The organism is Streptomyces sp. NPDC044064, from assembly GCF_056434245.1.
This window is the reverse complement of sequence record NZ_JBWKFN010000010.1, coordinates 106,270-129,675: the sequence shown is the minus strand read 5'-3', so window position 1 is coordinate 129,675 and position 23,406 is coordinate 106,270. Positions and strand designations below refer to the sequence as shown.

At 72.3% G+C, this 23,406-nt stretch carries 20 protein-coding genes; 7 read left to right on the top strand and 13 right to left on the bottom strand.

Annotated features, from left to right (window positions below; translation table 11 throughout):
* Positions 1–63: 63 nt before the first annotated feature.
* Positions 64–1,620 carry an alpha/beta hydrolase gene (locus AC07DS_RS18205; protein ID WP_479146459.1) on the top strand — a complete coding sequence of 519 codons (1,557 nt, stop codon included), beginning with the start codon at positions 64–66 and terminating at the stop codon, positions 1,618–1,620.
* A 336-nt stretch (positions 1,621–1,956) separates the two neighbouring features.
* A complete protein-coding gene (locus AC07DS_RS18200) occupies positions 1,957–2,334 on the top strand; it encodes a hypothetical protein (RefSeq protein WP_479146457.1) in 378 nt (125 codons plus the stop codon).
* Between the two features lie 107 nt (positions 2,335–2,441).
* On the opposite strand, the gene moeZ is transcribed toward AC07DS_RS18200, so the two are convergent.
* From moeZ to AC07DS_RS18140, 12 genes are all read right to left on the bottom strand, one after another.
* On the bottom strand, positions 2,442–3,620 hold the full coding sequence (moeZ, locus tag AC07DS_RS18195; RefSeq protein WP_479146455.1) for an adenylyltransferase/sulfurtransferase MoeZ: 1,179 nt from the start codon (positions 3,618–3,620) through the stop codon (positions 2,442–2,444).
* 63 nt (positions 3,621–3,683) lie between these two features.
* Positions 3,684–4,433: a spherulation-specific family 4 protein gene (locus AC07DS_RS18190; protein WP_479146453.1), complete on the bottom strand. Its 750-nt coding sequence runs from the start codon at positions 4,431–4,433 to the stop codon at positions 3,684–3,686.
* Positions 4,421–5,380: an NAD-dependent epimerase/dehydratase family protein gene (locus tag AC07DS_RS18185; protein ID WP_479146451.1), complete on the bottom strand. Its 960-nt coding sequence runs from the start codon at positions 5,378–5,380 to the stop codon at positions 4,421–4,423. The genes AC07DS_RS18190 and AC07DS_RS18185 overlap by 13 nt, the downstream gene beginning before the upstream one ends.
* Positions 5,381–5,597: 217 nt before the next feature.
* Entirely contained in the window at positions 5,598–6,965 is a 1,368-nt protein-coding gene (locus AC07DS_RS18180; protein WP_479146709.1) for a hypothetical protein, read from the bottom strand.
* A gap of 53 nt (positions 6,966–7,018) precedes the next feature.
* On the bottom strand, positions 7,019–8,722 hold the full coding sequence (locus tag AC07DS_RS18175; RefSeq protein ID WP_479146450.1) for a DUF3492 domain-containing protein: 1,704 nt from the start codon (positions 8,720–8,722) through the stop codon (positions 7,019–7,021).
* 202 nt (positions 8,723–8,924) lie between these two features.
* Complete coding sequence (locus tag AC07DS_RS18170; RefSeq protein WP_479146448.1) at positions 8,925–10,517, bottom strand: dipeptide ABC transporter ATP-binding protein; 1,593 nt, start codon at positions 10,515–10,517, stop codon at positions 8,925–8,927.
* The gene (locus tag AC07DS_RS18165) at positions 10,514–11,512 is read right to left on the bottom strand and encodes an ABC transporter permease (RefSeq protein ID WP_479146446.1); all 999 of its coding nucleotides are present in this window, start codon (positions 11,510–11,512) and stop codon (positions 10,514–10,516) included. The genes AC07DS_RS18170 and AC07DS_RS18165 overlap by 4 nt, the downstream gene beginning before the upstream one ends.
* A complete protein-coding gene (locus tag AC07DS_RS18160) occupies positions 11,509–12,519 on the bottom strand; it encodes an ABC transporter permease (RefSeq protein ID WP_479146444.1) in 1,011 nt (336 codons plus the stop codon). The genes AC07DS_RS18165 and AC07DS_RS18160 overlap by 4 nt, the downstream gene beginning before the upstream one ends.
* Positions 12,520–12,523: 4 nt before the next feature.
* Positions 12,524–14,242 carry an ABC transporter substrate-binding protein gene (locus AC07DS_RS18155; protein WP_479146443.1) on the bottom strand — a complete coding sequence of 573 codons (1,719 nt, stop codon included), beginning with the start codon at positions 14,240–14,242 and terminating at the stop codon, positions 12,524–12,526.
* Positions 14,243–14,421: 179 nt separating this feature from the next.
* The gene (locus AC07DS_RS18150; protein WP_315903842.1) at positions 14,422–14,517 is read right to left on the bottom strand and encodes an Ms4533A family Cys-rich leader peptide; all 96 of its coding nucleotides are present in this window, start codon (positions 14,515–14,517) and stop codon (positions 14,422–14,424) included.
* A 56-nt stretch (positions 14,518–14,573) separates the two neighbouring features.
* A complete protein-coding gene (locus tag AC07DS_RS18145) occupies positions 14,574–16,205 on the bottom strand; it encodes a DUF3152 domain-containing protein (protein ID WP_479146440.1) in 1,632 nt (543 codons plus the stop codon).
* 8 nt (positions 16,206–16,213) lie between these two features.
* A complete protein-coding gene (locus AC07DS_RS18140; protein ID WP_479146439.1) occupies positions 16,214–17,290 on the bottom strand; it encodes an alpha/beta fold hydrolase in 1,077 nt (358 codons plus the stop codon).
* Positions 17,291–17,511: 221 nt separating this feature from the next.
* Between AC07DS_RS18140 and AC07DS_RS18135 the strand changes: the two genes are divergently transcribed.
* The 4 genes from AC07DS_RS18135 (at position 17,512) to AC07DS_RS18120 (ending at position 19,347) form a co-directional block, all read left to right on the top strand.
* Positions 17,512–17,736 carry a hypothetical protein gene (locus AC07DS_RS18135; RefSeq protein ID WP_479146437.1) on the top strand — a complete coding sequence of 75 codons (225 nt, stop codon included), beginning with the start codon at positions 17,512–17,514 and terminating at the stop codon, positions 17,734–17,736.
* Positions 17,737–17,902: 166 nt separating this feature from the next.
* On the top strand, positions 17,903–18,544 hold the full coding sequence (locus AC07DS_RS18130) for a TetR/AcrR family transcriptional regulator (protein ID WP_479146436.1): 642 nt from the start codon (positions 17,903–17,905) through the stop codon (positions 18,542–18,544).
* Between the two features lie 134 nt (positions 18,545–18,678).
* Positions 18,679–18,906 carry a DUF3107 domain-containing protein gene (locus AC07DS_RS18125; RefSeq protein ID WP_479146434.1) on the top strand — a complete coding sequence of 76 codons (228 nt, stop codon included), beginning with the start codon at positions 18,679–18,681 and terminating at the stop codon, positions 18,904–18,906.
* Between the two features lie 171 nt (positions 18,907–19,077).
* Entirely contained in the window at positions 19,078–19,347 is a 270-nt protein-coding gene (locus AC07DS_RS18120) for a hypothetical protein (protein ID WP_479146432.1), read from the top strand.
* 113 nt (positions 19,348–19,460) lie between these two features.
* Here the strand turns inward: AC07DS_RS18120 and AC07DS_RS18115 are convergent, their stop codons facing one another.
* Positions 19,461–20,207: a ferritin-like fold-containing protein gene (locus tag AC07DS_RS18115; RefSeq protein ID WP_479146430.1), complete on the bottom strand. Its 747-nt coding sequence runs from the start codon at positions 20,205–20,207 to the stop codon at positions 19,461–19,463.
* Positions 20,208–20,712: 505 nt separating this feature from the next.
* Between AC07DS_RS18115 and AC07DS_RS18110 the strand changes: the two genes are divergently transcribed.
* The gene (locus AC07DS_RS18110) at positions 20,713–23,352 is read left to right on the top strand and encodes a DEAD/DEAH box helicase (protein ID WP_479146707.1); all 2,640 of its coding nucleotides are present in this window, start codon (positions 20,713–20,715) and stop codon (positions 23,350–23,352) included.
* Positions 23,353–23,406 lie beyond the last annotated feature (54 nt).

The window sequence follows — 23,406 nt, the reverse complement described above, 5'->3', positions numbered from 1 at the left end:
TCCGCCTACCATGGCCTGAACGCCCGCTGCGGCACGACGCGGAGGGCCTGCGAGGGGGTGCGCATGTCTCGATTCCTGCGGTGGACGGCCGCCGCGGCCGCGGCGCTGCTGGTGGCCGGATGCGGCGGCTCGTCGGACGGGGGTCATGGCGAGGGCAAGGGGACCGGCTCGGCCACAGGGACCGGCCAGGCCTCCGCACCGGCGCCACCGTCCATGGCGGACCTCCCCGCCTCGCTCACCTCCCAGCACCTCGACTGGCGCCGCTGCAAGGCCACCGGGGACTCGGGCGCACCGAGCGACGAGTGGCGGTGCGCCACGCTCAAGGTCCCGCTGGACTGGTCGAAGCCGGCCGGCAGGACGATCGGCCTCGCGCTCATCCGCGCGAAGGCGACCGGGAGCGACCGGATCGGCTCGCTGCTGTTCAACTTCGGCGGACCCGGCGGCTCGGGCGTGTCGGTCATGCCGTACTACGGCGCCACCGTCTCCACACTGCGCGAGCACTACGACCTGGTGAGCTGGGACCCGCGCGGGGTCGGCGCGAGCGAGGGCATCCGCTGCCGTAGCGACCGGGACATCGAGGCGGCGGAGGGAGTGGACATCACCCCGGACACCCCGGCGGAGGAGAAGGCGTACCTGCAGGACGCCACCGCCTTCGGCAAGGGGTGCCAGAAGGCCGCCGGCCCGCTGATGGCGCACGTCTCGACGACCGACACCGCACGCGACATGGACCTGATGCGGCAGGTTCTCGGCGACCGGACCATGCACTACTTCGGCATCTCCTACGGCACCGAACTGGGCGGTGTGTACGCCCACTTGTTCCCCAAGCAGGTCGGCCGACTGATACTCGACGCGGTGGTCGACCCGACCGCGGACGCGGTGGGCCACGCCGAGAACCAGGCCCGCGGCTTCCAACGGGCCCTGGACGACTACCTGAAGTCCACCGGCCAGGACCCGAAGCTGGGTTCCCGGAAGATCGTGGACCTGCTCCGGCGGCTCGACGCGAGGCCGCTGCCGACGTCGTCCGGGCGGAAGCTGAACCAGACGCTCGCGGTCACCGGCATCATCGTGCCGCTCTACAGCGAGGCCGGGTGGCCTCGGCTGACCAGCGCGCTCAAGTCGGCCGAGCAGGGCGACGGTTCGCAGCTGCTGGCGCTCGCGGACGACTACAACGAGCGGGACGCGTCGGGGCACTACGGCACGCGGGGCCACGCCCAACGGGTCATATCGTGCCTGGACGACAGGCAGCGGCAGACCCTCGCGCAGACGAAGAAGCTGCTGCCGGAGTTCGAGCGGATCTCTCCCGTCTTCGGGGACTTCCTGGGCTGGGACACGGCAGGCTGGTGCCACGACTGGCCGGTGTCCGGCCAGTACGACACCCCCGAGGTCAGCGCACCGGGCGCGGCACCGATCCTGCTGGTCGGCAACACCGGGGACCCGGCGACGCCGTACGAGGGTGCCCGCAGGATGGCCGACGAACTGGGCAGGGGCGTCGGTGTGGAGCTCACCTGGAAGGGCGAGGGACACGGGGCTTACGGCAACGGGAGCGACTGTGTCGACTCGGCGGTGAACGCCTACCTGCTCGACGGGACGGTACCGAAGGACGGCACGGTCTGCTCATGACGACGGCCTGCGAGTTCCTGCCCATGACGGAGAGTCAAATACGCGCCCCTTCGTCATGAGAGTCGCGCGGTACACCAGGAACCCGTTCCGGTTGCAGGCCGGTGGGCACCGTAGGATCGTGGTGAGTGACGGGCCTATGGGGCTGCCGAAGCGCTGGTGAAGAACAGCGGCCGGCTCCCCGCCCAGTCACGGACGACCCCACGAAACCTAGCGCTCTCTGAGCCACGCATGTCATTCCGGCATCCGGGTCGGCCTACTCAGGACTAGTCATAAACCAACGAGCAGGTGATTCCCATGTCTACGCGCATGTCTCGCAGGAATCGTACTCTCGCAGCCATGGCCCCGATCGTCACTGCGGTGCTGGCCGGGGGACTCCTGACGGCCAGTCCCGCCTCGGCAGCGCCTCCGGTCGGGGAGGTGTCCTTCAGCGGCAAGGTGACCTGCAAGAGTGCGTTCCCGGCCCCCAACAACTCTGTACCCACCCGGGTGTCGCTGGACAGCGGTGAGGACGATGCGCAGGGGCCCACCAACAACCCGACCAACCGCAGGGCGACGTTCGGCCCGATCAGCCTCGACACCCCGTTGGACTCAAGCTTCAGCCTCACGGTCGATGTCACGTGCAAGGCACCGGGGAAGAAGGCCCAGACGTTTTCCAGAACGCTCTCACAGGACAACCTCACCGAAGGTGACTCGGTCCCGCTGAACATCAAGTAGGCGCACACGAACTCACGAACCGTCCCCTGAGAGGGCGGTTCGCGAGTTTGATGTCAGAGCAAAACGGCGGGCCGCGGAACAACTCCGCGGCCCGCCCAAGGGGTTGATCAGTAGACCGGCTTCTGCGGCTCGATCTGGTGGACCCAGCCGATCACACCGCCACCGACGTGGACGGCGTCCGCGAAGCCCGCGGACTTCAGGACGGCGAGGACTTCCGCACTGCGGACACCCGTCTTGCAGTGCAGGACGATCTTCTTGTCCTGCGGGAGGCCCTCCAGGGCGGTGCCCAGGAGGAACTCGTTCTTCGGGATCAGCTTGGCGCCCGGGATGGAGACGATCTCGTACTCGTTCGGCTCGCGGACATCGATGATCTCGATGTTCTCGCCGTCGTCGATCCACTCCTTGAGCTGCTTGGGAGTGATCGTCGAGCCGAGCGCCGCCTCCTGGGCCTCCTCGGAGACGACGCCGCAGAAGGCCTCGTAGTCGATGAGCTCGGTGACGGTCGGGTTCTCGCCGCAGACCGCGCAGTCCGGGTCCTTGCGGACCTTGACCTGGCGGTACTGCATCTCCAGGGCGTCGTAGATCATCAGGCGGCCGACCAGCGGCTCACCGGTGCCGGTGAGAACCTTGATCGCCTCGGTGACCTGGATGGAGCCGATGGACGCGCACAGCACGCCCAGCACACCGCCCTCGGCGCAGGAGGGGACCATGCCCGGCGGCGGGGGCTCCGGGTAGAGGCAGCGGTAGCAGGGGCCGTGCTCGGACCAGAAGACCGAGGCCTGGCCGTCGAAGCGGTAGATCGAGCCCCACACGTACGGCTTGTTCAGCAGCACACAGGCGTCGTTGACCAGGTAGCGGGTCGCGAAGTTGTCCGTACCGTCGACGATCAGGTCGTACTGGCTGAAGATGTCCATCACGTTGTCGGCCTCGAGCCGCTCCTCGTGAAGGATCACGTTCACGTACGGGTTGATGCCCTTGACGCTGTCGCGCGCGGACTCGGCCTTGGAGCGGCCGATGTCGGCCTGGCTGTGGATGATCTGGCGCTGCAGGTTCGACTCGTCGACCTCGTCGAACTCCACGATGCCGAGGGTGCCCACGCCCGCGGCGGCCAGGTACATCAGCGCCGGCGAGCCCAGGCCGCCGGCGCCCACACAGAGCACCTTGGCGTTCTTCAGCCGCTTCTGCCCGTCCATCCCGACGTCGGGGATGATCAGGTGGCGGGAGTACCGGCGGACCTCGTCTACGGTGAGCTCAGCAGCTGGCTCGACCAGGGGTGGCAGCGACACGGGGACTCCGTTGGTCGGTCAATCACTATGGTTGTTCTCCCCGTAACACTGCCACGGCCTTCTTCATTCCGAGACACCCGTTCCGACCCGCGAGACGATTTCGTCCCAGTAGCCGGGCATCGTCTCCCACGGGTCGCTGCGCCCACCGCGGTCGGTGCGGTCCGTGAAGTAGATCGTCGCCGCGCCCTGCCACCGCGCGATGCGCAGCGCCTCCTCCAGATGGCCGAGGGGCACACCGTGCACGAAGTGGCAGAAACGGTCGGGCGGGTAGTCGGCGGTCCACTCGGCGACCTGCGAGAAGCGGTAGTCGGACCAGGGCCCGGAGAAGGTCACCAGCTGGTCGGCGTTCTCCGCGTAGCCCGGGTACGGGTGGCTGCCGTGGCCGAGGACGATGTGGGGCGTGTCACTGATCGACCGGAGCGCGCCGATCGCGCGGCGGACCTCGGGGAGTGCGGCGCGGTCCGCGGGGGTGCGGTCCAGCATGAAGCCGTCGACGCGGTACCAGTCGAGGTGACGGTGCGCGTCCGTGAGCAGGCCGGCGAGGGGGCGGGCGCCGTGGGTGAGGTCCAGATGACCGAGGACACGGACGCCCGTGTTGCGCAGCCGGCCCACGGCTTCCAGGCAGTGCGGGTCGGGCCGGGTGCCGGGCCCGGCGGCGACGTCGAGCACGACCCAGTCCAGGGGGGTGCCGGGGCGGGCGAGTTCGGCCCACTGGGCCGGGGCGACGAGCGGATGCGCGTAGCCGGGGACACCGAGGGCGGTACGGATGCCGGTGCTGGTGGTACCTGCTTTGGTGCTGGTCAGATGCGGCATGCCGCCTCCATCCAGATGTCGGCCAGGGATTCTTCGAGGTTGATCCGGGGACGCCAGCCGAGCCGGTCACGGGCGGTGCGCACGTCGGCCTGCTGCCAGCTGCCGCAGCCGTCCGGGTAGGGGTAGGCGACGGGAGAGGCGTGGTCGGTGTCGGTGCGGGGGTGCCCGATGGTGCTGCGCAACGGCCCGGGAGGGGCGTCGAGTTCGTGGAGGGCGCCGCCGTATCCGGCGACCCGGGCGAGGACGGCGGCGGCGTCGCGGAGCCGGACGGCGCGGCCGGAACCGATGTTGATGACGCCCTGCGCGGCAGAGAGAGAGGCGGCGTGCACGGCGCGGGCGACGTCACGGACGTCGACGAAGTCGCGCTGGACGCCGAGGCCGCCGAGTTTGAGTTCGCCGTCGCCGGACTGCATCGCACGGCGCATGGCCTCGGCAAGCCGGCCGAGCGGGGAGCCGGCCGGGGTGCCGGGTCCGGCGGGTGAGAACACCCGGAGGACGACGGCGTCGAGGCCGGAGCCGAGGACCAGTTCGGTGGCGGCGAGTTTGCTGACGCCGTACGGGCCGCCGGGGCGGGGCACGGCGTCCTCGGCGGTGGAGGAGCCGGGCTGGCTGGGGCCGTACTCCGAGCCGCACCCGATCTGCACCAGGCGGGCGCTGCAGCTGCTGCGGCGCAGGGCTTCGCAGACGGTGGCGACCGCGACGGTGTTGTGCCGGGTGAGATCGCGGGCGCCGCCGCGGGTGGCGCCGGCGCAGTTGACGACGACTCCGGGGTGGACCGCGTCCAGGAAGCGGGTGAGCGCTCCGGGGCTGCCGGTGGCGAGGTCGAAGCGGACGTCGGCGTCGTCGCCGCGGCCGAGCGCGGTGAGCTGGACGGCCGGGTCGGCGAGCAGGCGGTCGGCGACGAAGCGGCCGATGTATCCGTTGGCTCCGATCAGCAGGACCCTCATCGGGCGCCTCCCGGGGTGTGCGCTCCGGCTGCTCCCAAGGCTCCGGACGCTCCGGGCGCTCCGTGTCGGGAGGTGGTCATCTCGTCTTCTCCTTCGAAGGGGTGATGCGGTTGCCTCCGGCGGTGGGCCGGGCGCCCGCGGCCTCGACCGCGGCCGGGTGCTGCCACGCGCTCGGGGCGGGTGGCGGCGGGCTCGGTTCGGGCTGGTGGCGGAGGGTTCACCCGGTTGCTCCTGTCGGCGCGTGGGCCGAGGCCTGGGTGAGGGTGCGCAGGGCGTGGAGCAGCAGGGCGAGGGCCGCAGTGCCGCAGGCGAGCGCAGGGACGGCGGCCGGGCCCCAGGCGTCCACCAGGGTCTCGACGGGGGTCGCCAGGAAGGCGCAGCCGGGCAGTCGGCCGGCCAGGAGCAGGGCGGGGGCCGCCACCTCGACGGCTGCCGCCGCACCCAGGGTCAGGGCGGGGGCGTGTCGGTGGTGGTGCACGGTGAGGAGCCGGGCGAGCAGGAGGAGGGCGCCCAGGGTGAGGGCCTGCGGGTAGGCCGCGCTCTCGTCGAGGACGGCGGCGCACAGGGCGAGCAGTGCGGCGAGGGCGGCCAGGAACAGGGCGACCGCGCCGAGCAGCAGGGGCCGGGCGGCGGCCGTGAAGTCCTCCAGACCTCGGCTGCCGGCGAGCCTGCGGCGGGCACCGGCGGTGAGGAGGTGGGCGCACCAGGCGGCCGGGGCGCAGGCCAGGGTGAGCGCGAGGGCGGGGGCGACGGCTGCCGGCCAGGGGCCGTCCGGGATACCGGTGGGCAGGTCGTCGGGGCCGCCTGCCACGACCGCGTGCAGGAGTCCGTCGCCGAGAAGGGCGTACCCGAGCAGCCAGAGGGTGCACGCGCGCGTGCCGGTCGCCGTCCGCCACGGGGGTGTGCCGGGTCCGGTGGCGAGGGGGCCGCGGCGCAGGGCCGCGCGGACGGCGAGGCCGACGGCCAGGAGGCCGCCGAGGACCACCAGCAGGCGGGTTCGGCCCTGGGTGAGGTGCAGCCCGGTCACGACGGCCGCGCCGAGCGCGCCGGGCAGGAGGGTGAGCAGGACCCAGTCGGCACGGACACGGGGTGCGCGCAGGAGCTGGGGCTGGGGGCGTGGGGTGCCGTCGCGGGGCACGCGCGCGTACAGCTCCTCGGCGAGCGAGAAGACATCGCGGTGCCGGAAGCCGGCGGCGGTGCGGTCGGTGACGCCGTGGGCCTCCAGCCCGGCGGCGATCTCCAGCGGGTCCACGGCCCGCTCGCACAGCTCCCGGTGCCGGTGCAGCAGGGCTTTCACGGGGTCGGTACCGCGCCGGGCGGTGGGCCTGCGGCTTCTGCCGGACCCGGAGTCCCCTGCGGCCCCCATCGGCGCCGAGGGCGTCCACGGGCGAGCCGCTGCGGAGGAAGTCTCCGCTGCCGGGGGCGGCTTGGGCTCCGGCCCGGGGGAAGCCCCCGGCCGCACGGCTCCCGCACCGCTCGCGCCGCCGCGCGTCTCCGCGCCTGCCAGCCACTCCCCCGACCGCTCGTCCCAGGCGTCGGCGCCGCCCGGCATCGCGGGACCGTCCTGCCGGCCCGGCCGGCTCATGACGTCCCGGTCGTCGCGGGTGTCGTGGGCGTCGTCCAGTCCGCCGGAGCCGTTCACCGCGCCCCCTCGGGAGCCGCCAGCGGGGTCGCGCGGACCGGGCCGCCCGCCGCCCAGCCCGGGACGCCCCGGGTCAGTACGTTGGCCGTGGGGCCGGTCCAGCGGACGGGGACGTGGGCCTCGGCCGGCGCGGCGAACGGCAGGGGCGCGCCCGCCTCGTCGAGGACGACGCGGCGTACCGGGCAGCGCGAGACGATCTCGAGGTAAATGCCGTGAAATGCCGCGATGTTCTGCTCGACGGTGAACAGTTCGAGCGCGCGGGCGCGGGAAGCGGCGCCGAGGCGCTCACGGCGCTCGGGGTCGTGCAGCAGCGCCACGCATGCTTCGGCGAGCGCCCGCGGATTGCGCGGGGGCACGACGAGGCCGGTGCCGCCGATGACCTCCACCACCGCGCCGACGTCGGTGGACACGGTGGCGCGTCCGCAGAACATGGCCTCGACCAGGCTGATCGGGAAGCCCTCGACGACGCTGGAGAGGACGACGACGGAGCCGCCTGCGTACGCGTCGGGCAGCGTCGGGGCCTCGGGGCCGCCGATCTCCTCGAAGGAGACCGGGTTGTCGCCGACCGCGTGCACGCCCTCCGCCTCGTCCGGGAAGAGCTGGGCGGCCAGGGCCCGGCAGTGGCGCAGGTAGGCCGGGCCCTCGGGGCCCGCGGGCGCGCCGACGATCCGCAGGCGGGCCTTCGGCACCTCTCTGCGGACCTCGGCGAAGGCGTGCAGCAGGGAGATGAGGTCCTTGGCGGGTTCCACCCGTCCGACCCAGACGAGCGTGTCCGCGTCGGCGCGGTCCGGGGACTCGCCGACCTCCGCGAAGCGGGAGGCGTCCATGCCCGGGTGGACGGTACGGATCCTGGTGCGGTCGGCGCCGCACCGTTCCTGCCAGCGGCGGGTGTGCGCGTTGCCGGGGGTGAGGATCGCGGCCCGCCGGTAGACCTCGGTGGCCAGCCGGCCGTGGAAGGCGGCGAGCAGGGCTCGCACGGCGGGGGCCGCGGTGTCGGGGCCGAGGGCCAGGTAGTGCGAGCGCAGTTGCACGCCGTACTCGGTGACCAGCAGTGGTACGTCGGCGAAGTGCCGGGCGAGCAGTCCGGGCAGGGCGGCCGGGCCGCCGGCGGTGGCGTGGCAGAGGTCGGCCGCGCCGAGTCCGTCGTCGCCGTACCAGTCGAGGGAGAGGGGGCGCAGGGCGCGTTCGAGGTGCGCGGTGACGGTGAGCAGGTCGGGTACGCGCGCCTCGCGTGCCGTGCGCAGCGCGCCGGGGGCGCGGCAGGCGCGTTCCAGGGTGCGTACGGCGGTGTCGGAGCGGAGCGCGCCGACCAGTCCGCCCTCGTCGCGGGCGAGTTCGGCGAGACCGTAGAGCGCGCTGCCGAAACGGTCCGCCTGATGAGCGGACGCATCCCCGACGGTGGTGTCGGGTGCGGCGCACAGGGCCCCGGCCAGTTCCCCGTAGCAGTCGGTGAAGCGCCGGCGCGCGCGCCGGCCGTATGCGACTTCGTCGTCCTCGGCCGTCCACAGCGGGGCCGTACGGACCCGGCTGATCTGCTCGGGGAGCGGGACCCAGCCCGCGTCCTCCTGCTGTCGGCTGCGGCTGAGCGCGTAGAGGTCGAACTCATGCTGTGCGAGCCCGCGCACGAGCCGGTCGCACCAGAGCCCGGCGTCACCGCTCACATACGGATAGCCGCCCTCCGTAAGCAGTCCGATACGCACGTGTGCACCCCCGATCTCCCGTGAGTGGGAGCCGCCCTGGTCCTGGCGGCTCGCAGCGGGACGAACGTATGCGGACAAGGCGGTGGCGCGACGGACGGTTGTCCATCGCGCCACCAAAAGGGGTGAACGGTCGTAACTTTCGCGTGCGGGTCGCGTTCTGTCGCGCTAGGAGGTCGGACGGTGATCGGCCACGTACGAAACGTTACGCCGCGGCCGGCTCCCGCCGGGCCGCCCGACGCTTCGCCGCCAGCTGCGGATCGAGCGCGGGTACGGCGGCCAGGAGCTGTTTGGTGTACGGCTCGCGCGGGGCGTCGTACACGGCGTCGGCGGGTCCGTACTCGACGACCTGTCCGCGGCGCATCACGGCGACCCGGTCGCTGACCTGGCGGACGACGGCGAGGTCGTGCGCGATGAACACCAGCGCGAGGCCGAGTTCGCGCTGCAGTTCCCCGAGCAGTTCGACCACCTGGGCCTGCGTCGTGACGTCGAGCGCCGAGACGGGCTCGTCGCAGACGATGACGCGCGGGTCGGCGGCGAGCGCCCGCGCGATGCCGACGCGCTGGCGCTGCCCGCCGCTGAACTCGTGCGGGTAACGGTCGTAGTGGGCCGCTTCGAGCCCGACGCGCTCCAGCAGTTCGACCACGCGTCCCCGAATCCGCTCCTCTTCCCGGTCTCCCCGCGCGCGGAGCGGGTCGGCGATGGACTCGCCCACGCTGCGGCGGGGGTTGAGGGAGGAGACGGGGTCCTGGAAGACCATCTGGACGGCCGGGTTCACGCCGGTGTGCGGGCGCCCCGCGTGGTGGATCTCGCCGGCGGTCGGCTCGAGCAGCCCGACCAGCATGCGGCCCAGTGTCGTCTTGCCGCTGCCGCTCTCCCCCACGACGCCCAGGGTCTCGCCCCGGCGGACGGTCAGCGAGACGTCGTCCACGGCGGCGAACGCCCGCTTGCCGCGCCCGAACTCGCGCCGCAGCCCGGTGGCCTCCAGCACGACCTCGTCGGACGCCTCGGAGGGGGCGCGCTGCGCGTCCACGCGCGGGACGGCGTCGAGCAGTTCGCGGGTGTACGTGTGCGCGGGCGCCGCGAGGACCGTGCCGACCGGGCCGTGTTCGACGGTCCGGCCGTGCCGCATGACCAGCACCTCGTCGACGCTCTCGGCGGCGACGCCCACGTCGTGGGTGACGAGCAGCAGGCCCATGCCGGTCTCCTCGCGCAGCGTGTGCAGCAGATCGAGGATCTGGGCCTGGACGGTGACGTCGAGGGCCGTCGTGGGTTCGTCGGCGATCAGCAGATCCGGCCGGCAGGCGAGCGCCATGGCGATCAGGGCTCGCTGGCGCATGCCGCCGCTGAACTCGTGCGGGCGGGACCTGGACCGGCGCCGTGCGTCCGGAATTCCAACCCTCTCCAGCACCTCGACGGCACGCGCGCGTGCGGCGCGGCGCGAGGCGCGCGTGTGTACGCGGTACACCTCGGCGATCTGGTCGCCGATCGCGTAGTAGGGGTCGAGCGAGGACAGCGGGTCCTGGAAGACCATGGCGGCCCTGGCACCGCGCAGCCGCCGCAGTTCCGTGTCCGGGGCCTGCTGTACGTCGGTGCCGGCGACGTGCACCGAGCCGCCGACCCGCGCCCCGGTGCCCCGGTGCAGGCCCAGCAGGGCGCCGGCGACCGTGGACTTGCCGGAGCCGGACTCGCCGACCAGTGCGAGGGCGGCGCCCTGCTCCAGCCGGAAGGAGAGCCCGTCCACGGCCCGCAGCGAGCCGAACTCGACCGTCAGGCCGGTGACTTCCACCAGGCTCATGCGAGTACCACCCGTCGGTCGGCCACCGCGTACAGGACGTCCGCGACGGCGTTGGCGATGACGACGAAGAAGCCGACGACCAGGACCATGCCGACGACCACCGGCAGGTCGACGACCTTCACCGCGTGCACCAGCTCCTGGCCGATGCCGGGCAGACCGAACAGGGTCTCGGTGAGGACGGCGCCGCCGACGGCCGAGCCGACGTTGTTGGCGTTCAGCGCGATGACGGGCGCGAGCGCGCCGCGCAGGGCGTGCCGGCCGACGATCGACCGCTCCCCCACGCCGTACGCCCGGAAGGTGCGGATGTGGTCCTCGGCGAGCGTCTCCAGCATCGAGGCGCGGGTGAGCCGGGCGAACGCGGCCGCCTCGATGAGGGCGAGCGAGAGCCAGGGCAGCAGCAGGTTCCACGCCCACTGCTCCGGGTCGTCGGTGAGGTTCACGTACTGCGGGAAGGGCAGCAGCTGGAGTTCGGCGCAGACGACGATCATCAGCACGAGGCCGACGACGAAGACGGGTGTGGCGGTGCCCGCGAGGGTGAGGGCGGTCAGCAGGCGCTCGGAGATCCGGCCGCGCCGCCAGGCGGAGAGCACGCCGGTGCCGACGCCGAGCAAAAGCCAGAGCACCATCGCGCCGAGGACGAGCGACAGGCTGACCGGCAGCTTGGTCAGGATGATGTCCATGACCTGCTGGTCGCTCTGGTACGACATCCCCAGGCAGGGCGCGGAGCAGTGCGCCACCGAGGTGCCCGTCGAGTAGTCCCGGCCGACGACGAGGCCTTCCAGGAAGTGCCAGTAACGCAGGTAGAGCGGGTCATCGAGCCTGAGCTGCGCGGCGACCTGGTGCACCTGTTCCGGCGAACAGCGCGGGCCGCAGGTGATCTGGGCGACGTTGCCGGGGGTGGCGTAGAAGACGACGTAGACGATCACCGAGATGGCGAGCAGGGTGACCGCCATGCCGACGGCGCGGCGCAGCACGAAACCACCGAAGCCGCTCATGCGGTCTCCTCCTTCGCGGTCCCGCTCCGGCTCTTCCGGCCGGTGCCGACGCGCAGGCGGGAGGCCGCGCGCGGATCGAGTGCGGTGCGCACGCCGTCGCCGAGGACGGTCAGGGCCAGGACGGTGAGGAACAGGGCGCCGGCCGGGAGCAGCAGGTACTGCGGCGCGGCCTGGTACCAGACGTCGGCGCTGGTGAGCATCTGTCCCCAGGACGGCGTGGGCGGCTTCACGCCCACGCCGAGGAAGGAGAGGGCGGCCTCGACCGAGATGTTCATGGGGACGAGCAGTGCCGCGTAGGTGATGACGGGTGCGGCCAGCCCCGGGAGCAGCTCGCGGCGGGCGATCCGCCAGGTGCCCCACCCGCTCAGGCGGGCGGCGGAGACGTAGTCGAGGCCCTTGAGGGTGAGGGTCTGGGCGCGCACGATCTTCGCGATGTTGCCCCAGGCGATGAGGCCGATGACGAGGGTGACGAGGACGGGCCGGGGAAAGCTCGACGGCACGATCGCCAGCAGCGCCAAGGACATGATCATCAGCGGCATGGCGACGATGATGTCCGTGACCCGGCTCAACAGTTGATCAACCCATCGGCTGCCGAGCGCGGAGGCCACGCCGACCACGACTCCGATCGCGACCTGCACCACGGTCGCCGCCAGCGCGACGCCCAGCGACACCCGCGCTCCGTAGACCAGCCTGGCGAACAGGTCGCGCCCGGTCTGCGGTTCGACACCCAGCCAGTGGCCCGTGCCGGCGCCGCCGAAGGAGCCGATGGGCACGCCCCCGCGCGCGGAGTCGATCAGGGAGGGGTGGTAGGTGGTCGGGTCCTGGCCCTCCAGGGCGGTGAGCAGCGGCGCAGCGAGCGCGACCAGGACGAGCAGCGCGACGACGACCGCCGCGACGAGGGCGGCGCGCTGCGCCCGCAGCCGCCGCCAGAACTGACGGGCCCCCGAGGCCCCCGGGACGGGCGTGTCCGTCCCGGGGGCCTGGGTGGCGACAAGTGCCTCGCTCACGGCGCTACTTGACCGCGACCTGGGAGATGTCCAGAACACCGGTCCAGTCGCTGATCACGATGTTCTTGACGTCCTTGCCGTACAGGCGCTTGTAGACGGGGTGGAACAGCGGCACGGTCAGGGCCTGCGCGCCGATCTTCTTGTCCAGTGCACCCCACCGCTTGGCGGCCGCGTCAAGGTCGGTCAACTTGTTGATCGCGTCAATCTCGTCATTGACCGACTTGTCGTCGAGCAGGCCCGTGTTGAAGTTCGCTCCGTCCTTGACGATCTGCCGGCCGTCGAAGATCGGGGCGAGGAAGGGACCGCCGGAGGGCCAGTCGGCACCCCAGAGGGCGAGGAAGAAGCCCGGCTCGGTCTTCACGCTGTGGATCTTGTCCCGGTAGTCGTTGTCCTCCAGCCCCTGGAGTTTGACCGTGATGCCGGCCTTCTTCAGGGCGTCCTGGATGGCGGTGGCGATCTCCGGGCTGGTCTCGAAGTTCTTGTCGTTGGAGTGCGTGAGGGTGATGGTCAGCCCGTTCTTGTGGCCGGCCTCCTTCAGCAGCTCCCTGGCCTTCGCCGGGTTGCCGGCCCTGCCCGCCGGGAAGAGGTCGTACGGCTCGTAGCCGAAGGACTTCTGGTCGGGCAGGTAGGTGGTGGCGGGCTCGGCGAGCGCGGAGCCGCCGGCCGCGTTGATCACGGACGACCGGTCGATGGCGTAGGAGATCGCCTGCCGCACCCTGATGTCGTCGAACGGCTTCACCTTCGGGTTGAAGGCGATGTAGTTCGTGTAGCCGAAGTGGCCGGTGCCCACACGCGCGGCCAGCTCCTTGTCCCCGGTCACCTTGGCGAGCTCGGCCGGGCCGAGGTTGGTGTCCGTGGTGACCGCGGCCGCGTCCGCACTCTGAGACGCGGACAGCCGCTGGTTGATCACGGAGGAGTCGAGGCCGGAGCGGACGTCGACGGTGTCCGGGTAGGCCTTGCGCTCGGCGTCGACCGCCGTGGACCAGTACGTGTTGCGCTCGAGCACCAGGTGCTCACCGTCGTTCTCGTTCTTCACGACCTTGTACGGGCCCGACGAGATCGGGTGCTCCTCGTACTTGGTGCCCGTGTCCTTGCCCTTCGGGACGGGCGTGAACTGCGTCTGCGTGGCCAGGAACGGGAACTCGCCCTCGGGCTTGTTCAGGTGGAAGACGATGGTCCGCGCGTCCGGCGTCTCGATCGCCGAGAGGCCCTTCTTGTCCTTGTACGGGCCCTGGTAGTCGGCCGCGCCGACCAGCCAGTCCCTCAGATACGGTGCGCCGCCGGAGAGTTCGGGGGCGAAGGAGCGCTCGATGCCGTACTTGACGTCGGCCGAGGTGATCGGGGTGCCGTCCTCGTACTTCAGGCCCTTCTTCAGGGTGTACGTCCAGACGGTCGCGTCCTTGCTGGGGCGCCCGGTGTCGGTGGCCAGGTCCGGGACGACCTTGGCGCCGGCCGCGCCGTTCTCCCGGTTGCGTGTGGTGAGGGTGCGGAACACGAGCGAGGGGACGTTGCCGCCGCCGGAGGTGTAGAGGCGGGCGGGGTCGAAGTCCTGCTGCGGTTCGGAGTTCAGAACGGTCAGCGTGCCGCCCTTGTGCGGCGCGGAGTCGCCACCGGAGCCCTTGGCATCGTTGTCCTTCGGGCCGCAGGCGGCGGCGCCCGCTGCCACGACCAGGCTGACGGATGCCGCTGCCACGCGGCGCGCTATGACGGACGGTTGACGCATCGGAAAGACGACCTCTCGGGGAACTGATCGAGGAATTCTCGAAGAGTGAGACATGTGGACGAGGAGTGAGACGGCTGCGGACAGACGTCGGCCCCGGCGTCGGGTCGTCGAAAAATCCGTGACACGGTCACGGACGAAAGAAGGGGAAAAGTCGCGACGCGAACGCCAGGGAGGCGGCGTCAGTGACAGTGGATGTCGGCCACGCAGAGCGCGGTCACACCGATCAGCGCCAGCTCGATGGCGGCGCTGTTGGAGACGGCATGACTAGACCACATGCGCAAAAATATGAACGAACTTGCTGCTCATGTCAATGTGACGCGAGCGGCTCCTGTCAACTCCCGGGATAGGGCCAGGGGTTGGGCAGGCAGTGGATTCCGTCGTGGTCGAGGAACTTGGTCTGCTGCTGCATGACCGGCGCCAGCTCGCCGTCCTTCTGGCACGACACATGGCCGTGCCCGAGCCGGTGGCCCACCTCGTGATTGATGAGCATCTGCCGGTACGGGTGGATCTTGTCCCCGTATGTCTTGCTGCCCTGCGCCCATCGGTAGGCGTTGATCATCACGCGCTCGGTGGACGCCGAGTCGCAGGAGACGTTGTCCTCCGTGGTGTCCAGGCCCGACTTGGCGCACCACTTGGCGGTGGTGCCGGGGCTGGCGAGCGTGATCACGAAGTCGGGTTTGCCGGAGGAGACGCGCTCGAAGGTACGGGTGCCGCCGTGGGCCCAGCTGCGGCTGTCGTTGAGTGTTTTCTGCACGGCGGCGGCGAACAGCTCGCCGTCCAGGCCGAGTCCCTGCTCGACGTCGACGCGGTAGGTGTACTTCTGCCCCTTGCCGGGCGCCTTGTCGAACCCCGGGACGGTGTCGAACTTCCCGGAGCCCTGCAGCGTGGCGCCGAGCGGGTACTTCCGGTCCATCTTCTGCTCGTACGTCAGCGTCGCGGCGCTCGGCGCGGCGGACGGGGCGCCCTGCCCGGGGACCCGGGTGCCGCGCGCCAGGTCGCCGGCGGACTGCGACCGTACGCCGGCGCCGTCGTGGCGGTCGGCGACCTGCCCGGCGACGACGACCGCGAGCACCGTGGTCACGGCCGCGGCCGCGATACCGGTGAAGGCCCGTCCCTTGCTGCCGCCACGCTGCGCGGGCAGGCCGCCCGGCGGCGCCTCGCCCCCGTCTGTCGCCGGCTCCGCACCGGCGTCGTACGACTCCTGCTCCTCGGCGGACTTCGTACGGCCGGACCGGGGCGCGAAGACGTCGGCGCCCTCCTCGAAGGCCTCGAGGTAGTCCTGCCGGGGCCCGCCGCCGGAACGGCCCGGCCCGCCCTGCCGCTGCCGCGGAAAGGCCGTAGTGGTCCCGCCGGAGCCCTGCCGCCCTCCGGGCGCAGCCCCGGCGCCGGACCCGGCCGCACCCGCGAACTCTCCCCAGCCGCCGCCGGCTTCACGCTGCTCTGGATGCCCGCCCCGGGCCTGCCCGGCACCACTGTCGGGCCGCGGCACACCGCGGGCAGGGGTGCCGTCGGAAAGCCGGGGCACGCCGGAGGCGGAGGTGCCGTCGGACAGGCGCCGGGTCCCTTGGGCCGGAGTCCCCTCGGGCGCCCGCCGGCCGCCCTGCATACGCGGCCCACCCGGGATCCGGGGAACACCACGGGCGGGCGTGCCGTCCGGAAGGCGGGGCACGCCGGAGGCGGGGGTGCCGTCGGGCGGACGCGGGACCCCCTGGGCAGGCGTGCCGCCGGGGAAGCGCGGTGCGCCTCCCGCCGGGGTCCCCGGAGGGGAACCGGGCGCGCCCTGGGCGGTGCGCGGCGGGCCGTACCCCTGGGGAGCGCCCTCGGGTGCCTGACGCTGGCCGGGCAGGGTGGGCTGTCGCGTCTCGCGCGGGGTGGACGAGGCAGAGCCCCGTCGCCCTCGCCGGGCGGCTATGTCGGCGGAGTCGTCCTTGGGGGCCGGTCCGCGGCGGCTGTGACGTCCCACCTCGGCCCTCAGCTCCCCGCGCCCGTGGCGGCGACGTCGCCCCCGGCGGTCGTGCCGGATCCGGCACCGGGCGCCGCGGCGTCCGTCCCCCGGGCCACGCCGACGGTCCCGGACTCGCCCTCACCGACGAACTCCCCCTTCTCCGCGAGGAGTTCCCGGAATGCTCCGGCCACCACCTCGGGGTACTCCATCATCGCCACGTGACCCGCCTCCGGCAGGGACAGGAGGCGGGAGTCCGGGAAGGAGCGGGTGGCCTTGCGGGCCATGCGGTAGCCGACCAGCTGGTCGCGGCCGCCGTAGATCAGAAGAGTCGGGGCGAGCACGCGCTCCGCCTGACGCCACAGCCCGTGCTGGCCGCCGAGGGTGTAGGCATTGACCACCCCGCGCGCGGAGCGTGCCATCGCGTCCCAGAAGTACGGCAGTTGCAGCCGCCGCTCCAGCTCTTCCACGGCCTGCTGGAACGCCTCCGGCGACACGCGCCCGGGGTCGCCGTAGCAAAGCCCCAGCACGCCGCGCACGCGCTGCTCGGCCGTCCACTCCCTGGTGAGCCGGGTGAAGAGCCCGGCCACCCCGGGCACGCCCAGCAGCGCCGTGGGCATCGCGGTGCGCTGCACGCGCAGCTCCGGCAGTGCGGGCGAGATCAGCGTCAGGGTGCGTACGAGATCGGGTCGCACGGCGGAGACGCGCGTGGCGACCGCTCCGCCGAGGGAATTGCCGAAGAGATGGACCGGGCCGCGCTCGGCGGCGTCCAGATGGCGGATGACCGCGCGCGCGTGCCCCGTGACGGAGTAGTTGCCGTCGTCCGGGGGCGGGGAGTCACCGAAGCCGGGCAGGTCGACCGCCTCGCTCTCGACGACGCCGTCCAGCTCCCTCATCAGGGTGGACCAGTTCTGCGAGGAACCGCCGAGCCCGTGGATGTACAGCGCGGGCGGCAGCCCCTCGCGCGCGGGGCGCCGCGAACGGACCGACAGGGTGACCCCCGGCAGTCCCACCGACCTCAGCCGCTCGCCCTCGCCGACCCGGACGGGCGCCACCTTCGGGAGGACGCTGGCAGCCGTTACGGACGGCGACTCCGTCGAAGACATGCGGCAATGTTACGAGACGATCACGCTGTGGCTCATGTGTTCGCCTGTGTTCGCCGTCACAGGTTGACCCCTGCCGTGACGGAGACCCGGACCGGGGAACCGCACGGCGAACGGGTGCCCATGGCATGGCGTCCGGATCAGGTGTCTCCTAGGCTCGTACCGAGGGCACCCGTATGTGGCCCCTGCGGTTTCCAGGGACGTTCGTAGGAAGGGAGCCCACCATGGCCTATGACCCCATCGAGCCCGACGTGATCGAGGATCTGCCGGCCGACGACATCCCGTCGATCGACGTGGAGGCCCCGGAGGGTGACGCCGTCGAGCAGCGCGCCGACATCACGCCGGAGCGCGACGACCCGCTCACGGGAGTGGATCCGGACCGCGGGAACGAGGCCGATCTGATCGAACAGGCGCGCGTGGTGGCGATCGACGAAGAGGACTACCGCTGACCACGTGGGACCATTCGACACCGCTCCGGCCGTGTAAGCCTGGCTTTGTGGCTTTCGTCGCCGTCCGGTACGTGAAATTCTGCGCTCGCACCGCGCACACCACGGTTACCGAAAAGTACGATGGCCGCGCGGCTGACACCGCATGTGGACGACTCTGGGAGGCGGCGTGACAGCCATCGAGCAAACTGAGGCGGCGCGCCCGCGTGGCACCCGTCTGCCGCGCCGAGCCCGACGGAACCAGCTCCTGGGCGCCGCCCAGGAGGTCTTCGTCGCACAGGGCTACCACGCGGCCGCGATGGACGACATCGCCGAGCGGGCGGGCGTCAGCAAGCCGGTGCTCTATCAGCACTTCCCCGGCAAGCTCGACCTCTACCTCGCCCTGCTGGACCAGCACTGCGAGTCGCTGATCCAGGCCGTGCGCGGCGCACTCGCGTCGACGACCGACAACAAGCAGCGCGTGCGGGCGACCATGGACGCCTACTTCGCGTACGTCGAGGACGACGGCGGCGCCTTCCGTCTGGTCTTCGAGTCGGACCTGACGAACGAGCCCGCGGTGCGCGAGCGGGTCGACAAGGTCACCAACGACTGTGCCGAGGCGATCTGCGAAGTCATCGCCGAGGACACGGGCCTCTCGCGCCCGGAGTCGATGCTGCTCGCCTCCGGGCTCGGCGGCCTCGCCCAGGTGGTGGCGCGTTCCTGGCTGCACAGCGACCGCACCGTGCCGCGCGATCAGGCGGTGCAGCTGCTGACCTCGCTCGCCTGGCGGGGCATCGCCGGCTTCCCGCTGCACGGCACCGAGAACCACTGACGCTCGTTTGTTCCCGCCCGGTGTTCGCTGTTGGCGTTCCGGCCCGCAGCGTGTACGTCCGCTCACCGGGCTAATGTGTGCTGGGTACGGCGCGGAAGATCGCGCACATCACTGACCGTCGGAGGGACATAGCCGTGGAGGTCAAGATCGGCGTGCAGCACGCGCCCCGCGAGATCGTTCTGGAGAGCGGTCAGAGCGCCGAGGACATCGAGCGCGTGGTGGCCGAGGCGCTGGCCGGAAAGTCGCAGCTGCTGAGCCTCGTGGACGAGCGCGGCCGCAAGGTCCTGGTCCCGGCGGACCGCCTGGCGTACGTGGAGATCGGCGAGCCGACGGTCCGCAAGGTGGGCTTCGGCACTCTCTAGACCCGGTTCGAGAAGGGCCCGGCGGCACTGCGCCGCCGGGCCCTTCCGGCTGTGCGGCCTGCGCACGGAAGGTGCACAAGTCGCCCACGGAGGAGGATTGCAATCCGCAGGTCACGGGTATGACCGGCTACGACCGTGAAGCACAGGCCGGCCGTGGGAGGGACCCCCGAGATGATCCTGGAAGCAATCGGATCCGCCGTGCTCGGTCTGATCCTCGCCTGGGCGGCGACCCACCGGCTGTCACACCGCCTGCCCGCCCGGCCCCTGGTGCTCTCGACAGGCGTCGCCGGAGCTCTTTTCGGTGACTTCGTCACCCACAGCTCCCTCGGCTCGGGCAGCGTCCTGCTGAACCTCCTGGGCGCGGCGATCGTCTCAGCGGCGTCCCTGTCCCTGCTCCTGCGCCCGTCAGCCCGCCTGCGCCGACGATCAGCGACGGCGTAGGCACCGGGGCAGGGGGCGGCGCGGCGCAGCCGCCCGGGACGCGGTGAACCGCGCGCCCAGTCACGGCGCAGCCGCGAGTCGGCCGAAACCACCCCCCACGAAACGGACAGCGCTCAGGCCGCGAGCCCCAGCGCGGCCATCCGCTTGGTGTGCGCCTCGGTGATCCGCGAGAACATCCTGCCGACCTCCGCGAGATCGAACCCGTCGGCGACGCCGCCCACGAGCATGGTCGACAGCGCGTCCCGGTCGGCGACCACCCGCTGCGACTGCGACAGCGCCTCGCCCATCAGCCGCCGCGCCCACAGCGCCAGCCGGCCGCCCACGCGCGGGTCGGCGTCGATCGCCGCGCGCACCTTCTCCACCGCGAATTCGGCGTGCCCGGTGTCGTCGAGGACGGCGAGAACCAGCTCGCGCGTGTCGGTGTCGAGGCGGGCCGCGACCTCCCGGTAGAAGTCGCTCGCGATCGAGTCGCCGACGTACGCCTTGACCAGGCCCTCCAGCCAGTCCGAGGGCGCGGTCTGCTTGTGGAAGCCGTCCAGGGCCGCCACGAAGGGCTCCATCGCCGCGGTCGGCTCCTCGCCGATCTCGGTCAGCCGGTCCCGCAGCCTCTCGAAGTGGTGGAACTCGGCCGAGGCCATCTTCGCCAGCTCCGCCTTGTCCGCGAGCGTCGGCGCCAGCTTGGCGTCCTCCGCAAGCCGCTCGAACGCCGCCAGCTCGCCGTACGCGAGCGCGCCGAGCAGGTCCACGACCGCGGCACGGTACTGCGGGTCGGCGGAGGCCTGCGCCCAGTCCTGGGCGGCGACACCGGTGTGCTCGGCGGGTGCGGCGGACGCGTTCTCAGGCTTGTCAGAGCTAGTCATGAGGCGCACAATAGCCCGCTTGCCGTACCTCGGAAGCCCCTGGCCAAGCACTGTGACCACGACTACGTGACCAAATCGGCCATCGCATGTGCGCCAATCCGGGGTATGGTGGTAATGCGCCTGCTGAGAGTGCGTCGACGATGTACGACGTCCTCCGACAGGCTGCACGCATGAGGATGCCCGGTCGGTGGCCCGATCGGCTCCGACCCGACAGCCCTCCCTGGCCGTACGGCTCATTACGTACGACGACCGGAGGGACACCCTCAGCGGTACGAGCGCTAGAGCGTCGGCAGTGGTCCCGTGTCTTACGGCTTGCCCGAGTGGCTCGTCCGTACGGCAGCCGACGTCCCCGGCACGGTCAGTCATGACCCCCGCGCTCGCCTCGCACCGCGCACACAGAAGAGGCATAACCCTGACTACCACGTTCCGAGACCTCGGGATCCTGCCCGAGACCGCCGAAGCCCTGGAAGCCGTCGGCATCATCACCCCCTTCCCCATCCAGGAGATGACGCTCCCCGTCGCCCTCTCCGGCACGGATGTCATCGGCCAGGCCAAGACCGGCACCGGCAAGACGCTCGGCTTCGGCCTTCCGCTCCTCGAGCGCGTGACCGTCCCCGCCGACGTCGAGGCGGGCCGCGCGGGGCCCGAGGCTCTCACCGACGCCCCGCAGGCGCTCGTCGTCGTCCCCACGCGCGAGCTGTGCACCCAGGTCACCAACGACCTGCTGACGGCCGGCAAGGTCCGTAACGTGCGCGTGATGGCGATCTACGGCGGCCGGGCCTACGAGCCCCAGGTCGAGGCCCTGAAGAAGGGCGTCGACGTGGTCGTCGGCACCCCGGGCCGCCTGCTGGACCTGGCCGGGCAGAAGAAGCTGGACCTGAGCCACATCAAGAGCCTGGTGCTCGACGAGGCCGACGAGATGCTCGACCTGGGCTTCCTGCCCGACGTCGAGAAGATCATCAACCTGCTGCCGGCCAGGCGCCAGACCATGCTGTTCTCGGCGACCATGCCGGGCGCGGTCATCGGCCTCGCGCGCCGCTACATGTCGCAGCCCACCCACATCCGCGCCACCGCGCCGGACGACGAGGGCGCGACGGTCGCGAACATCAAGCAGTTCGTCTACCGCGCGCACTCCCTCGACAAGCCGGAGATGGTCGCGCGCATACTGCAGGCCGACGGCCGCGGTCTCGCGATGATCTTCTGCCGTACGAAGCGGACGGCCGCCGACATCGCCGAGCAGCTGCAGCGCCGCGGCTTCGCCTCCGGCGCGGTCCACGGCGACCTCGGCCAGGGCGCCCGTGAGCAGGCCCTGCGGGCCTTCCGCAACGGCAAGGTCGACGTCCTCGTCTGCACCGACGTCGCCGCGCGCGGTATCGACGTCGAGGGCGTGACCCACGTCATCAACTACCAGTCCCCCGAGGACGAGAAGACGTACCTGCACCGCGTCGGCCGTACGGGCCGCGCGGGCGCGAAGGGTACGGCCATCACGTTCGTCGACTGGGACGACATCCCGCGCTGGCAGCTGATCAACAAGGCGCTGGAGCTGCAGTTCAACGACCCGGTGGAGACGTACTCCAGCTCCCCGCACCTGTTCTCGGACCTCGGCATCCCCGCGGGCACCAAGGGCACTCTGCCGCGCTCGGAGCGCATCCGCGCCGGGCTCGACGCGGAGGAGCTGGAGGACCTGGGCGAGACCGGTGGCCGCAATGCGCGCGGTCGCGGTGGCCGGGGCGGCCGCGACGGCCGTGCCGAGTCCGCCACGGCCGAGCGTGAGCGCCCGGCGCGCACGCCGCGCCGTCGCCGCCGCACCCGCAACGGTGCGCCGCTGGACGCCGCCGCTACGACCGCCCCCGCTACGACCGCCTCGGCGCCGGCCGCCGAGACCGGCACCGTGGAGGAGCCGTCGGCGACCCGCACCCCGCGCCGCCGTCGCCGCACGCGCGGCGGAGCCGCGGCGGAGGCGGTGCCGGCCGCTGCCGCGACCGTGACCCCCGAAGCCGCCGTTGACACGGCGGAGGGCCCGGCCGCGCTGGAGACCCCGGAGCAGCCGCGCCGTCGCCGCACCCGGAAGTCGGCCGAGGCGGCCGAGGTCCAGGTGACCGAGGCTCCGGCGACCGAGGCCGCCCCTGTGGCCGAGGCCGCGCCCGCGGCCGCCGCCGACGTGACCGAGGCCAAGCCGCGCCGGACCCGCAAGACCGCCGCCGCTGCCGCCGAGGCCGCCGTGGACACGGCCGAGGCCACCGAGGCCAAGCCGCGCCGCCGCACCCGCAAGACGGCCGAGCCGGCCGCCGAAACGGCAGTCGCGACGGCCGAAGGCACGGACGAGGCCGCCCCGGCGACCAAGCCGCGCCGCACCCGCAAGACCGCGGCCGCCGCCCCGGAGACCGTGGCCACCGCCCCGGAAACGGTGGAGGCCGAGGTCGAGGCCAAGCCGCGCCGGACCCGCAAGACCGCCGCCGCTGCCGCCGAGGCCGCCGTGGACACGGCCGAAGCCACCGAGGCCAAGCCGCGCCGCCGCACCCGCAAGACGGCCGAGCCGGCCGCCGAAACGGCAGTCACGACGGCCGAAGGCACGGACGAGGCCGCCCCGGCGACCAAGCCGCGCCGCACCCGCAAGACCGCCGCTGCCGCCGCCGAGGCCGCCGTGGACACGGCCGAGGCCACCGAGGCCAAGCCGCGCCGCACACGCAAGGCGACGGCTGCCGCTCCGGAAACGGTGGAGGCCGAGGTCGAGGCCAAGCCGCGCCGGACCCGCAAGACCGCCGCCGCTGCCGCCGAGGCCGCCGTGGACACGGCCGAGGCCACCGAGGCCAAGCCGCGCCGCACACGCAAGGCGACGGCAGTCGCTCCGGAAGCGACGGAGGCCGAGGTCAAGCCCCGCCGTACCCGCAAGACGGCCGCTGCTGCCGAAGCCACGGTGGACGGTTCCGAGGTCGCCGCCGCGCCCAAGGCCCGGCGGACCCGCAAGGCCGTTGCCGCGGCGGCTGCTCCGGAGATTCCGGCGCAGGCCACCGAGGAGCCGGACGCCAAGCCGCGCCGCCGGACCCGCAAGGCCGCGGAGCCCGTGGCCGAGGCCACGGAGACGGCGCCGAAGCCGCGCAGGACGCGGAAGGCGACGGCGGCCGTGGAGGTCACCGAGGCCTGACCGGCCCCACCGCAGGACAAGCACAACCGCTTCACCCGACGGCCCGGCCCACCA